The sequence below is a fragment of the Janthinobacterium sp. GW460-12-1-14-LB5 genome, from assembly GCF_059423585.1.
In genome coordinates, this window is sequence record NZ_JBWKYD010000005.1 from 82,971 (window position 1) to 96,413 (window position 13,443).

At 65.8% G+C, this 13,443-nt stretch carries 13 protein-coding genes; 3 read left to right on the forward strand and 10 right to left on the reverse strand.

Features of this window, described 5'->3' with window-relative positions; translation table 11 throughout:
- Positions 1-13: 13 nt before the first annotated feature.
- The 10 genes from AC07X6_RS06300 to AC07X6_RS06345 form a co-directional block, all read right to left on the reverse strand.
- Entirely contained in the window at positions 14-1,147 is a 1,134-nt protein-coding gene (locus AC07X6_RS06300) for an ABC transporter ATP-binding protein (protein WP_494790418.1), read from the reverse strand.
- Positions 1,148-1,161: 14 nt separating this feature from the next.
- The gene (locus tag AC07X6_RS06305; protein ID WP_230538597.1) at positions 1,162-2,508 is read right to left on the reverse strand and encodes an MFS transporter; all 1,347 of its coding nucleotides are present in this window, start codon (positions 2,506-2,508) and stop codon (positions 1,162-1,164) included.
- A gap of 57 nt (positions 2,509-2,565) precedes the next feature.
- Positions 2,566-3,564 (reverse strand): glycoside hydrolase family 3 N-terminal domain-containing protein, encoded by a 999-nt coding sequence (locus AC07X6_RS06310; protein ID WP_494790419.1) that lies wholly within the window; start codon positions 3,562-3,564, stop codon positions 2,566-2,568.
- Positions 3,561-4,397 (reverse strand): carbohydrate ABC transporter permease, encoded by an 837-nt coding sequence (locus tag AC07X6_RS06315; protein ID WP_230538595.1) that lies wholly within the window; start codon positions 4,395-4,397, stop codon positions 3,561-3,563. Before AC07X6_RS06315 ends, AC07X6_RS06310 begins: the two co-directional genes overlap by 4 nt.
- A 13-nt stretch (positions 4,398-4,410) precedes the next feature.
- Complete coding sequence (locus tag AC07X6_RS06320) at positions 4,411-5,280, reverse strand: carbohydrate ABC transporter permease (protein ID WP_219310923.1); 870 nt, start codon at positions 5,278-5,280, stop codon at positions 4,411-4,413.
- 7 nt (positions 5,281-5,287) lie between these two features.
- Positions 5,288-6,544, reverse strand: a complete 1,257-nt coding sequence (locus AC07X6_RS06325) for an ABC transporter substrate-binding protein (RefSeq protein WP_494790420.1) — start codon at positions 6,542-6,544, stop codon at positions 5,288-5,290.
- A 101-nt stretch (positions 6,545-6,645) separates the two neighbouring features.
- On the reverse strand, positions 6,646-7,659 hold the full coding sequence (locus AC07X6_RS06330; protein WP_070221837.1) for an SIS domain-containing protein: 1,014 nt from the start codon (positions 7,657-7,659) through the stop codon (positions 6,646-6,648).
- The gene (gene nagA / locus AC07X6_RS06335) at positions 7,649-8,761 is read right to left on the reverse strand and encodes an N-acetylglucosamine-6-phosphate deacetylase (protein ID WP_230538593.1); all 1,113 of its coding nucleotides are present in this window, start codon (positions 8,759-8,761) and stop codon (positions 7,649-7,651) included. Before nagA ends, AC07X6_RS06330 begins: the two co-directional genes overlap by 11 nt.
- Positions 8,758-9,492, reverse strand: a complete 735-nt coding sequence (locus tag AC07X6_RS06340; RefSeq protein ID WP_052140116.1) for a GntR family transcriptional regulator — start codon at positions 9,490-9,492, stop codon at positions 8,758-8,760. The genes nagA and AC07X6_RS06340 overlap by 4 nt, the downstream gene beginning before the upstream one ends.
- Positions 9,493-9,494: 2 nt before the next feature.
- Positions 9,495-10,367: a glucosamine kinase nucleotide-binding domain-containing protein gene (locus AC07X6_RS06345; protein WP_494790421.1), complete on the reverse strand. Its 873-nt coding sequence runs from the start codon at positions 10,365-10,367 to the stop codon at positions 9,495-9,497.
- A gap of 346 nt (positions 10,368-10,713) precedes the next feature.
- Here AC07X6_RS06345 and AC07X6_RS06350 point away from each other — a divergent pair, with 346 nt between their 5' ends.
- From AC07X6_RS06350 to AC07X6_RS06360, 3 genes are all read left to right on the forward strand, one after another.
- Positions 10,714-11,001 (forward strand): hypothetical protein, encoded by a 288-nt coding sequence (locus AC07X6_RS06350; RefSeq protein ID WP_034759823.1) that lies wholly within the window; start codon positions 10,714-10,716, stop codon positions 10,999-11,001.
- A 230-nt stretch (positions 11,002-11,231) separates the two neighbouring features.
- A complete protein-coding gene (locus AC07X6_RS06355; RefSeq protein ID WP_230538591.1) occupies positions 11,232-11,756 on the forward strand; it encodes a hypothetical protein in 525 nt (174 codons plus the stop codon).
- A 51-nt stretch (positions 11,757-11,807) separates the two neighbouring features.
- On the forward strand, positions 11,808-13,442 hold the full coding sequence (locus AC07X6_RS06360; protein ID WP_494790422.1) for an ExeA family protein: 1,635 nt from the start codon (positions 11,808-11,810) through the stop codon (positions 13,440-13,442).
- Position 13,443: the final 1 nt, after the last annotated feature.

A 13,443-nucleotide genomic window follows, 5' to 3' on the forward strand; every position in this document is an offset into this window, starting at 1 on the left:
AAAGCGGCTATTGTCACATAAACGGCTGAGCGGGTGCGGCAAACGTGCGCGCCAGGGCTTGCCCTTTTGCATCGAACAGCAGGCAGCGCTGCGGCGGCAGATGCAGGCGCATGGCGTCGCCCGCCTGGCGCAAGCCTTCCTCGGCCGGCAGCTTGACGGCCAGCATTTCGCTCACGCCCGGCATGCTGGCGTAAACGATGGCCACGTCGCCCAGGTATTCGACGTGGCTGACGGCCGCGTCGACGAGGTTGTCGCCTGCATCGTCCCCGTGCTGCAGGCTGACATGCTCGGCCCGCACGCCCAGGGTCAGCCGGTTGCCCGGCGCCACGCTCCCGCCCTGCGCTTCGACGTCGATCACGGCGCCGCCGGGCAGGCGCACGGCCACGGAGCCGGGGCTGGCCGCGACGGCCTCGCAAGCGATGAAGTTCATCTTCGGCGCGCCGAGGAAGCCGGCGACGAACAGGTTGCCGGGATTGTTATACAACTCGTGCGGACTGCCTACCTGCTCGATGCGCCCGCCGTTGAACACGACGATGCGCTCGCCCAGGGTCATGGCCTCGACCTGGTCGTGCGTGACGTAGATCATGGTGGTCTTGAGTTCCTGGTGCAGGCGCGAGATTTCCACGCGCATCTGCACGCGCAGCGAGGCGTCGAGGTTCGACAGCGGTTCGTCGAACAGGAATACCTGCGGTTTGCGCACGATGGCGCGGCCGATGGCCACGCGCTGGCGCTGGCCGCCCGACAAGTCCTTCGGTTTGCGCTTGAGCAAAGGCGTGATCTGCAGGATCTCGGCCGCGCGCTCGACGGCGGCGCGCACCTCGGCCTTTTTATGCCCGGCCAGGGAGAGGGCGAAGGCCATGTTCTCGAACACCGTCATGTGCGGATACAGGGCGTAGCTCTGGAAGACCATGGCCAGGCCCCGCTCGGCCGGCGCGATATCGTTGGCCAGCTTGCCGCCGATATGCAGCTCGCCATCCGTGATGTCTTCCAGGCCCGCGATCATGCGCAGCAGGGTTGACTTACCGCAACCGGAAGGTCCCACGAAGACGACGAATTCGCCGTCGCGGATATCGAGGTCGATGCCGTGGATGACCGGGTGCTTGTCATCGTACAGCTTGACGATATTCTTTAAAACGATGTGTGCCATGGAGTGGATCTATCTTAGCTGGCGCTGGCTGGCGCCTGGGGGGAATCGGCCTTGCTCAGGTCGGGCTTGCCGGCGGCGTCCTTGGGGCCGATGCGCATGAAGCGCGACAGGATCAGGACGGGCAGGGCCGACACCAGCACCCACAGGAAAAAGGTCTTGTAGCCGAGCGCCGTCTGGATGTCGCCGCTGATCATCTTGAACAGCACGAAGCCCAGCTGCATCACGCCGGTGGCAAACGCATAGTGGGCCGTCTGGTACTTGCCGACGGAGACCACCTGCATCATGAACAGGATCAGGCCGACGAAGCCGAAGCCATAGCCGAACATCTCCACGCTGAGCGCGGCCGTGATCAGGGTCAGATCGGTGGGCATGCTGTGGCTCAGGTAGTAGAACACCAGGTTCGGCAAGTTCATGGCCAGGATCAGGAACAGCATGGCGCGCTTCAGGCCCAGCCAGGACGTGAAATAGCCGCCGCCGATGCTGCCCAGCAGGAAGGCGACCGTGCCGGCCGTGCCGTACACGGCGCCCACTTCCGTCGTCGACAGGCCCAGGCCGCCCAGTTCGCGCGCTTCGCGCAGGAACAGCGGGCCGATGGTCTGCACTTGCGCCTCGCCCGCGCGGAACAGGATGATGAAGGCGATCATGCCCCAGATGCCCGGTTTTTTCAGGAAGTCCACCAGCACGTCCCACAGGGTGCGGCTGATGCCAGCCACGCTCTTGTCGGCCACGGCCGCGTTGCGCACCTGCGGCAGCGCCCACAGGTGGTAGGCGGCCAGCGACACCATCATGGCGCCGATGATCAGGAAAATCACCGACCAGGCGGGTTTGACGCCGATGTTTTTTTCCAGGTAGCCGGCCAGGATCACCAGGCCGCCCAGCGAGATGAATTTGCCCGCATTGAAGAAGGCGCCCTGCCAGCCCGCGTAGGCCGCCTGCTGCTTGTCGGACAGGCTGGCGATGTACAGGCCGTCGCAGACGATGTCGTGCGTGGACGAGGCCAGCGCGGCGACGAACAGCACGGCGATGCAGGCGGCGAACCACAGCGGCGTTTGCAGCGCCAGCGCGATCAGGCCCAGGCTCAGGCCACCGGCGAACTGGAACAGCACCACCATGGTCTTCTTGCTCGACGCCAGCTCCAGGAAGGGGCTCCACAGCGACTTGAAGACCCAGGCGAAGCCGATCAGGCCCGTCCAGCGGGCGATCTGGTCGTTCGGCACGCCCATGCTCTTGAACATCAGGCCGGCCACCAGGGCGACCGCGTAAAACGGCAAGCCCTGGGCGAAGTACAAGGTGGGCACCCACGAAATCGGGCTGCGGACGCCGCCCTTGCTACTGTTGCTGCTGCTGGTCTTGTCATTCATGGATGCTTCCTCGGGTCGTCTTGAAAGTGCGGTTTGATTCGGTGGCAAGGGCGGCGCTCACTGGCAGCGCCGCCTGGCCTCGGCCATGATGATGCGGTCGGCCGCCTCCTGCGCGTACACGCCGGCGCCGGCCGGGTAGCGTGCGGCCATCGCGGCCAGGCGCTGCAGCCGCGTGCCCACCGCCTGCAGCGGCAGGGCGCCAGAGGCCAGCGCGGCGCCGACGGCGTCCAGCGCGGCCGGCAGCTGCGCGGCATCGGCCAGCAGCGCCATGTCGGCGCCGGCGGCCAGGGCGCGCGCGCCGACATACCCGCCCTGCGCATCGATGCCCGGCGCGAGCAGCACGCCGTGCATCACCGCGTGCGACAGGCTGGCGGGCTGGTTTTCATCGAGGGCCGGATAGGCCACGTGCGCGCTCATCATCGAGGCCGTCTGCGCGGCGGCCCGGCGAAACGGCACGAAATCGTGTTCTTCCAGCTGCGAGCGGGTCTTGTCGACGCTGGGGAGAGGACTGCCGGCGCCGTGCTGCGGCAGGTACAGCCTGGCGCAGCACGCCACGCCCTCGGCCTGGCAGCCCGCCGTCCATGCGTGCGCCATGGCGGCCGCTTGTGCCGGATCGCCGCCAAACGCCTGCGCCGCGCCCGGCGCCTGTCCGGCAGCCGTATCGAGATTGATCAGGGGCGCCAGCAGCCAGTTGATGCCCAGTGCGCGCAAGCCGCGCGCCGTCGCCGCGCCCGTGCCGTTGGCCAGTTCCGCGTCGCCAAGGGCGCACAGGTCCATGGCGTCCGGTGGCTGCGGCAGCCAGGCCGGATAAGCGGGAGGCATGCCGGCCGGGTCGATGGCGATCAGCGCCTGCGGACCCAGGGCGCGGCGCAAGTCCATGCTCAGGCGCGTCAGCTGCGCCGCATCGCGCAGATTGGCCGCGCGCAGGCACACGGCGCGGATGCCATTCTGCCGCAGCCATTGCGCCGTGGCCGCATCGAGCCCGGTGCCGGCGATGCCCGTCATCAGCAGCTGGCCAGCCAGCAGGCGCAGGTCGGTGGCGATGGCGGCGCTCATTTGACGGCGCCGTCCATGCCGCGCATGAAGAAGCGCTGGGTGAACAAAAACGCCAGCAGGGTTGGCACGATGGTGATCAATGTGCCTGCGGCGATCACGCGCGTGCTGCTGCCGAAGGTGCCGCGCAAATACAGCACGCCGACAGAAAGCGGGAATTCATCGGGCTTGCTCATGACGATGGACGGCCAGATGTACTCGTTCCACGATTCGACGGCCGTCAGGATGCCGACGGTGGCCAGCCACGGCGTAATCAGCGGCAGCATGATGCGGCTGAAGATCACCCATTCGGAGGCGCCATCGACCCTGGCCGCGTCGATCAGGTCTTGCGGCACTTCCTCGAACGCCTGCTTGAGCAGCAAGATGGCCACGGCCGTCACCACGTTGGGCAGGATCACGCCCGTGTAGGTGTCGACCAGGCTCATTTGCGTGATGGTGATGAAGTTGACGAGGAAGTTCACCTCCGACGGCAGCACCAAGGTGGCGAGGATCAGGCCGAACACAAGTTTGCGGCCGCGGAATTTCAGGCGCGCCAGCGGATACGCGGCCAGTGAGCACAGCAGCAGTTTCCAGAACACGGTGAACACGGCGATCAGCACGGAGTTCTTGAAGAACGACCAGATGGGAATCGCGTTGAACACTTCGATGAAGTTCTCGAAGGACGGTGCCTTCGGCCAGAAGGTGGGCGGGAAGGCGAAGATATTGCCTTCCGTGGAAATGGCCGTCACCAGCGTCCACCAGAACGGGAAGACGCAGACGACGGCGATCGCGCACAGCACGGCATAGTGGCCCAGTATGTGCAGGCGCGTTTTCAGGGGGCGGGAACGGATTTTCATGGTCATTCCCCGGTCAGCGGTGCTTGGGTTTGAGGTAGCGCAGGCACAGCAGGGCGATACCGATGCAGAATAGGGACACGACGAAGCTGGCGGCCAGCGCGCGCGGCAGCTTCAAGTGTTTGAGGCCCTGGTCATACGCGTAATACAGCGCCGTGAAGGTGGAATTCATCGGGCCGCCCTGGGTCAGCACGTCGACTTCCTGGTAAGCCTTCAGGGCCGCCAGCACGGACAGGATGGAGCACAGCATGATGGTCGGGCGCAGCATGGGCACGGTGATCTTCCAGAAGCGCTGCCAGCGGTTGGCGCCGTCGAGCATGGCCGCTTCCTGCATGTCCGACGGAATCGATTGCAGCGCCGCCAGGTACATCACCATGTACCAGCCCAGGCCGCGCCACAGGGTGACGAACATGACGGCGAACAGGGCCAGGCTGTCGTTCGACAGCCAGCCCACGGGCGCGTTCACCAGCTTCAAGGTCATCATCACGTAGTTCAGGGCGCCCTGTTCGTGAAACATGAAGCCCCACATGATGCCGACGACGGACACGGTGGTCACCACGGGCACGTAGAAGGCGGCGCGGAACAAACGGATGCCGGGCAGGCGGTTGTTCACCAGCACGGCCAGGGTGATGGCGCCCACCTGCACGAAGGGCACCATCAGCAAAAACATCAGCGAATTCTTCAGGCCCGAGACGAACATCTCGTTGTTGAAGATGTAGCGGAAGTTGTCGAGGCCGACGAAGCGCGTCTCGCGTATCAGGCTGTAATCGGTAAACGCCAGCACGGAGCCGTAGCCGACGGGCCAGAAGGAAAAGGCGGCCAGCAGCAGCAGGGCCGGGGCGAGGAACAGCCAGGCTTGCACGGTGTGGCGGTGGGCGAGTTTCATGGTGTCCTTAGTGGCGCGGCAGGGTGGCCAGCTTGCGGTTCCAGATGGCGACGGCCTGGTCCAGCGCCTGCTGCACGTCCTGCTTGCCCGTCACGCCCGCCTCGACGGCTTTCACCAGCGAGCGGCGCAGCTCGTCGTAGTCGTCGATGCCGGCCACGTACAGGGTGCGCGAGTGGCCCATCGACAGGGCGCCGGCGGCCACCGCCTTTTCGGCCGCGCCCGCGTTCTTCGGCGTGGCGAGGAAAAACGGGTCGGCGGCCGCCTTGACGGTGGTGGGAAAGACGCTGGCCTGTTTGGCGAAGGCCAGCTGGTTGTCATCGTTCGTCAGGAAGCGCGCGAACTTGCCCACCGAGGGCAGCAGGCTTGCCGGCACGCCTTTCGGGATGGCGAAGTGCACCAGCCAGCCGCCGTCGGCGATGCCGGTGGGGCCCAGCGGCGCGGGCGCCACGTCGGTGATGGCGTAAATGTCTTTCGCGTCGCCGCGGATGCGCTGCATGGCCGTCGGCGGCGCCAGCAGCATGCCCAGGCGGCCGCCCTTGTAGGCGTCGATCACGGCCGGGAAATTGTCTTCGGCGAACAGGCTTTCTTTCAGCAGGCCGCCGACCTTGTAGGTGTCGGCCAGCTTTTGCACCAGCGCCACGTGCCGCGGCGAATTGAAGACGGCGCGGTTGTCGGTGATGACGGCCAGGCCCTGCTGCATGAACAGGCCGTCGATTTTCGACAGGGCGGGAGCGATGCCGGCCTTGCCCGTGCGCTGCGCGATCTGGCGCGCAAACGCCAGCTGTTCATCGAGGCTGGCGGGGCCGCGCGTGAGCCCCGCCTGCTTGAAAATGGCGGTATTGAAGGCAATCACCGCGACATTGCTGTACATGGGGAAGCCGTAGGTGCGGCCCTTGAAGCGCAAGTCCGCCAGGGCGCTGGGAATGTAGCTGGCGCGCGCAGGCGCGATCAGGCCATCGACTTGTGTGAGCAAGCCGTCGCGCGCAAATTCATCGGCCCAGGGCACGTTCAGGCTGACCAGCGCGGGCGGCGTGCCGGCCACGATGCGCGTGACCAGCTTGGTCTGGATGATGTCCCACGGGAAGTCGATCCATTCGATTTTGACGCCGGGATTTTGCGCCTCATAGCGCGCCATCACCGCATTGAAATACGGCGTGAACTTGGGCTTCATGCTGAAGGTCCAGAATTCGATTTTCTCGGCAGCCCATGCCTGTGGCGCGAGCAGGCCCGCGCAGGCAAACACTGCCAACAGTCTCTTGATCATTATTATTATCCTGGCGACTGACCCCGCAAGTGCCGGGGTCGGACCCTCAGGGTCCGACCCCCGTCTCTGCCTTTGGGGGGGCGTAAGTTACTACTTGTTGCTTAGTTTGTTTTTGTTACCTTGCTCAAGTGGCGCGGCGCATCCGGGTCCATGCCGCGCGCGGCCGACAGCTTCGCCGCCATCACGTAGAACGACTGGATGGCGACGATCGGATCGAGATCGGGCGTGGCCGCCACGGGCAGGGTCAGGTCGCGCTCGGCCACGTCGGCGGGGGCTGCCAGCAAGACCTTGGCGCCGCGGCCGCGCATCTCTGTTGCCAGCTGCAGCAGGCCGGCCTGGGTCGGGCCACGGGTTGCAAAAATCAGCAGCGGGTAGCCGTCTTCGATCAGGGCCATGGGGCCGTGCTTGATTTCGGCGCCGCTGAACGCTTCCGCCTGGAGGGCCGAGGTTTCCTTGAATTTCAGGGCCGATTCCAGCGCCACGGGGAAGCTGATGCCGCGTCCGACGACCATGATGTTGCGGGCCGGGGCCAGCACGTCGATGGCGGGCGACCAGTCGACGCGGGTCGCTTCGAGCAGCGCTTCGGGCAGCGCTTCCAGGCCCCCCAGCAGTTCGGGATCGTTCTGCCACTGGGCTACCATGCGCGCGCCGGCGACCAGGCTGGTGATGAAGCTCTTGGTGGCGGCGACGCTTTGTTCCTTGCCGGCGCGCAGGGGCATGGCCCATTCGGCGGCGTGCGCCAGCGGCGAATCGATGTCGTTGACGAGGGCCACGGTGGTGGCGCCGCCGTCGCGGAAGTAGCGGATCGGTTCGACCACGTCCGGGCTCTGGCCCGATTGCGAGATCGAGATGGCCAGCGTGTCGCGCGTCACCAGCGGCGACTTGTTCAGGGTCACCAGCGACATCGGCAGGGACGCGACGACGCGGCCCAGGCGCGCCATGATCAGGTAGGCGACGTAGTTGCAGGCGTGGTCGGAGCTGCCGCGCGCGATGGTCAGCGCGGTCGAGAACGAGGTGCTCCTCAATTTGCGGCCCAGTTCCGCGTAGCGTTCGGTGTCGCTGGCCAGTTGCAGGGCGACGCATTCGGCGGCGGAAACGGCTTCTTTAAGCATCATTGAGGTCACAGATTTCTCCTTCTATATACACTGCTTTGAGTTTGAGATCGCGATCGAGTACTACCAGATCGGCGTAAGTGCCGGGGGCCAGCCGGCCGCGTTCTTCCAGGCCCAGGTAATCGGCGGCATTGGTCGACACGCGCTTGGACGCGTCGGCCAGGTCCAGTCCCAGTCCCACCAGGTTGCGCAGCGCCTGGTCCAGGGTCAGGGTGCTGCCCGCCAGCGTGCCGTCGGGCAGGCGCACGCCGCCCATGCATTTCTGCACGGCGTGGCGGCCCAGCATGTATTCGCCGTCCGGCATGCCGGTGGCGGCGGTCGAATCGGTGACGCAGTACAGGCGCGGGATCGCGCGCAGGGCCACCTTGATGGCGCCCGGATGTACGTGCAGCAGGTCGGGGATCAGTTCCGCGTATTCGGCGTGCGCGAGGGCGGCGCCGACCATGCCCGGCTCGCGGTGATGCAGGCCGCTCATGGCGTTGAACAGGTGCGTGAAGCCCACCGCGCCGTGCTCCAGCGCGGCCACGCCGTCTTCATAGGAGCCCAGCGTGTGGCCGATCTGCACGCGCACGCCGGCGTCGGCCAGGGCCCGCACCAAATCCAGGTGGCCGGCGATTTCCGGCGCCACGGTAATGACGCGCAGCCTGGCCAGCGTTTGCAGGCGTTCGATTTCGGCCAGCGTGGCGGCGCGCGCGTAGTTCGGCTGCGCCCCGAGCTTGCCGGAATTGATGTACGGGCCTTCCAGGTGGGCGCCCAGCACGCGCGCCGTGTTCGGGCGGCGGTTGTTGGCGGCGATGCCGATGGCCGTCAAGGCCATGTCGATGTCTTCCGGCGGCGCCGTCATGGTGGTGGCCAGCAGGCTGGTGGTGCCGTGGCGCGCATGGATGGCCGCGATGGTGTAGACGGCTTCGCCGCCTTCCATGATGTCCTTGCCGGCGCCGCCATGCACGTGCAGGTCGATAAAACCGGGCAAGATATAGTCGTCGCTGTTGTTCGACGGGTGGAGGGAATCGCCCTCGATGCTGTCGACGCGCTCGCCGAAGGCGATGGCGCCGTGGATCCAGCCGCCGGGGGTAAGGATATTGCCTTTGATAGTGCTGCTCATCTGCGCGACTCCGCTACGAATTCATAATAATCACTGCGGCAATACGAGTGGGTCAGTTCCACCGCTGCGCCGTTGTCGAGATAACTGACACGGGTGATGTGCAGCATGGCTTCACCCGTCTTGATATTGGCCAGCTTGGCCTGTTCCGCCGTGGCGTTGACGGCGCGGATATGCTGCAGCGCGCGCATCGGGATGGTGCCGCGCGACTCCAGGTAGCCGTACAGCGAATCGGTGACTTGCTGCGGGTCCGGCATGTACAGGGCGGGGATGGTGGTCGTCTCGATCGCCATCACCACTTCGTCGGCCGTGCGCAGGCGGCGCAAACGCGCCACCGGCATGTGCGGCGACAGTCCCAGCGACAGCAGTTCCAGCGGCGCGGCCGAGCCGATGTCGCGCTGCAGCCAGCGCGAGCCGGCCGTGAAGCCCCGCTGGCGCAATTCTTCCGAAAAGCTCGTCAGGCGCGACAGCGGCTGTTCCAGCTTGGGCGTGATGTAGGTGCCCGAGCCGCGCTTGCGCGTCAGCATGCCCCGGTCGCACAGCATGTCGATGGCCTTGCGCGCCGTCACGCGCGAAATTTCCAGGATGTCCGACAGCACGCGCTCCGAGGGCAAGGCCTGGTTGGCGCGCCAGTCGCCGCTGGCGATGCCGTCCGACAGCATGTTCGCCAGTTGCATGTAGAGCGGCGTGTCGCTGGCGGGATTGGGTTTGAAGGCGGACAGTTTGGCCAGCATGGTCATTGCTCCTGCAAGTGCTTGCGTATCAGGCGCAGGCCGCCTGCGGCCGAGTCGCCCTGTGCCGGCACGACCAGTTGCAACAGTGCCGCCGGCAGGTAGCCCGACAAGGGCGCCGCCAGGCCGCCGCACAGGGCCACGGGCAAGCTGCCGGCCGGGTCGAGCGCCCGGGCGATGAGGGCGATCTGCTGGCCCGCGTCGGTCAGGATGGCGCGCGCCACCACGTTGGTGGCCGCGTGTTCGAGCACCAGGCGCGCCAGTTGCGCAAAGTTGGTCTGGCTGGCGGCCGCCAGCCACACCTGCATGGCGTCGCGCTGGCCGCCGCAGGCGTCGATGATGGCCGTGGCGAAGGCGCTGCCGGGCACGCGCCCGTCGGCCACCTGTTGCGCGTGGTTGATGGCGCGCATGCCGATCCAGGCGCCGCCCGCTTCGTCGCCGGAGGGGAAGCCCCAGCCGCCCACTTCGTGGCGGCTGCCGTCCGCGTGCAGCACTTCGCCCACGCTGCCCGTGCCGATGGCAACGATGACGCCCGGCTGGCCCGCATGCGCGCCCAGCAGGGTGGTCAGGGCATCCGATTCCAATGCCACCAAGGCATAGCCGGGATTGTGTTCGATGAAGCTGGCGGCCCACTGCTTGTTGTGCACGCCGGCCAGGCCCAGGCCGATGGCCATGCGCTGCAGGGGCGGCTGTTCCAGGCCGGCGGCGCGGAAGGCCAGGGTGACGGCATGCGCCACAGAGGTCCAGGCCCGTTCGATGCCCAGGCCCAGGCCGGAAGGGCCGCTTTGTCCCTGCGCCAGTTCCTGGCCATCGAGGCGCGCCAGGCGTACGCGGGTGCCGCTGCCCCCGCCGTCGACGCCGATTATGTATTCGATCATGTGTGTGCAGTCCCGCGTATGGTTGGATGCGCCTGTCTCGTTTTTATTTGTCGGGCGGCGAAAAAGCTGAAGGCACTATATTGTTGCCTCGATGGCTAGTCAAGAGGTATTTAAGTGGTATTGTAAAATATTCTTGCGCTTGATGTGTCGCGCCCGGAAAGTTCGCCACAAGCTGTTGTTAATAAAGGAGTTTTTGTCGATTGAAAATGGTATTGAAATTGGCCTTGTTTAATGCCAATTTTTTCCCACTGGTCTGTGCCCGGTGTTGCGGTATTGCTTTTGTGCATGCTTGGCAAGGGACGCCATGAAGAGTAAAGTCGGCCTTTTACACCTGAGTTGGAAGAGCATGATGAACGACAAGGCAGCAAAGAGCGAGTACTGGGACGACTGGCAGCAAGAGGCACTGGCCGCCGGCGTGTCGGCGCCGCTGGCCGCGCTGGGCATGGAAATGATGCGCACGCACCGCAAGAACCGCTGGCCGAAGGATTTCCTGGGCCGCGAAAGCGATGGCCCGGTCATGATCGAGATGTGCCTGGAAGACGAGGCGGAAACGGAATTGTTCTTCATCGAGAACCTGTATCCCTACGATGCGGCGCTGATCGAAAAGACGCGCCGCCGCCTGTGCCTGCATTGATCCGGCACTGACGTACGACTGGAACGGCCGCCTTGCGCGGCCGTTTTGCTTTTCGGGTGGCATTTTCATGGGGGAGTGTCATAATGGCCCAGGCATTTCCGCCCAGGCATGGAGTAGATGATGAGCAAGGCACAGGACAGCAAGAAAGAAGCCAAGAAAGAACCGGCCAAGACCATGAAGGAAAAGAAGGAAGCCAAGAAGGTCAAGAAAGAAGAGCGCAAGCGCTGATCATGCGCCTGCGCCGTACCCTGACGCGCCCGTGGCGTGCGCCGGCCCTGCTGGCGGCGTTCGCCCTGCTGGGCTTTGGCGTGCCCGTGTCCGGCGTGCTGGCGCAGGCCAAGCCGGCGCCGTCCACGTTCGGGCAAGTGGTGGGCAATGCCGTGCTGTGCATCGACCATATCGACAACAAGGCCTTCTATGCCTATCTGTTGACGGCCTTCGGCCCCGCCTACAAGCATGAAGGGGGCGCCTACTGGTTCCGCACGGAAGCGACCCTGTGGGGCGCGCCCGTTACCGACGTGATCGTCAGCGACGATACCAGTCCCCTCGTCTTCATGGGCGTGGTGGCGGATTCGACACCGGAAAAGCTGGAACCGGCCATCCGCGGCGCCTCTGGCCTGCGTTTCAATAAACTCGACAATTCCGCCTTTCCTGTCCGTGGTTCCGTGCCTGGCAGTAAAATCGTCTACTTCCGTAGCAAGGCGAAAGTGTATTGCGCCAAATACAAGCCCTTGCCGCCCGCCCGCACCCGTTGAGGGTATTGGCTTGCCGCAGCGCATTTTGATCGTTTCATCCGCAGGGTCTCCATGTACACGCATTATTTCCAGCTCAAGCAATCGCCGTTTTCGATCGCCCCCGATCCGCGCTACCTGTTCATGAGCGAACGCCACCGCGAAGCGCTGGCGCACCTGCTGTATGGCGTGGGCAGCGGCGGCGGCTTCGTGCTGCTGACGGGAGAGATCGGCGCCGGCAAGACCACCGTGTGCCGCTGCTTCATGGAGCAGATTCCGGAAAATTGCCAGCTCGCCTATATCTTCAATCCGAAATTGTCCGTCGAGGAATTGCTGCTGTCGATCTGCGAGGAATTCCGCATCGCCGTGGCGCCCGGCGTGGCCAGCGTGAAAGGCTATGTCGACGCCATCAATGCGCACTTGCTGGCCAGCCATGCGCAGGGCAAGAATAATGTGCTGATCATTGATGAAGCGCAAAACCTGTCCGCCGCCGTGCTGGAGCAGCTGCGTTTGCTGACCAACCTGGAGACGAGCGAGCGCAAGCTGCTGCAGATCATCCTGATCGGCCAGCCGGAATTGCGCGCCATGCTGGCCCGGCCCGAGCTGGAGCAGCTGGCGCAGCGCGTCATCGCCCGTTATCACCTGGGCTCGCTGACGGAGGACGAGACGGCCAGCTATGTCCGCCACCGCCTGGCCGTGGCGGGCAGCACGGCGCAGACGCCGTTCGCGCCCCGTTTGATGGCGTCCATCCATGCCTTGAGCAAGGGAGTGCCGCGCCGCATCAACCTGCTGTGCGACCGCGCGCTGCTGGGTGCCTACGTGGAAAACCAGCCGCAGGTGACGCGCCAGATATTGCGCCGTGCCGCCGAGGAAGTGTTTGCGGAAGAGGGCAAGCCGGCTGCCGGACGGGGCTTGCGCTGGCCGCACGTGGCCGGCGGCGTGCTGGCTGGCGCGCTGGTGACGGCCGCGCTGGCCTGGCATTTCATGCCGCACGCGCCTGCCACGGTGGCAGTGGCGAAAGCGCCTGCCGTGGCGGCGCCCGTTGCCGCCGCTGTTCCTGCGAAGGCGCCTGCGCCTGCGCCCGCGAGCGTGCCGGACCGCAACGCCGTGCTGCGCCAGCTGGCCGCCCTGTGGGGCGAGCAGTTGCCGGCCGGCGACGCTTGCCAGGCGGGCGCGCGCGCCGGCCTGCGCTGTTTGCACAGCCGTGGCGGCATCGCCGAACTGCGCGTGCTGGACACTCCCGCCATGCTGGCCTTGCGCGATGCGGGTGGCACGGAACAGCCGGCGCTGCTGACGCGCCTGCAGGATGATACCGCCACCTTGATGCTCGATGGCAAGCAGATCAGCTTGCCGCTGGCCCAGCTGGCGCAGCGCAGCGATGGCAGTTTTACCACCTTCTGGCGCGCCCCGCGCGTCTGGCGCGACGAAGTGCCGCTGGGCGCCCGCGGCGCCGACGTGGACTGGCTGGCGCAGCGCCTGGCGCAGCAGCGGGGCTTGCCGGCGCCGGCCGCCAATCTGCCGCTCGATGCCGAGATGCAAGGCCAGTTGCGCGCTTTCCAGCAAAGCCAGAACCTGCGGGCCGATGGCCTGGCGGGCCCGAAAACATATATACGCCTGAGGCAACTGGGCGACAACGCGGAGCCGCGCCTGAGCGGTGCTGCTCCTGCCGTGGCGGCGCCCGCCGCGACGGCGATGGTGGCGGGGAAATAAG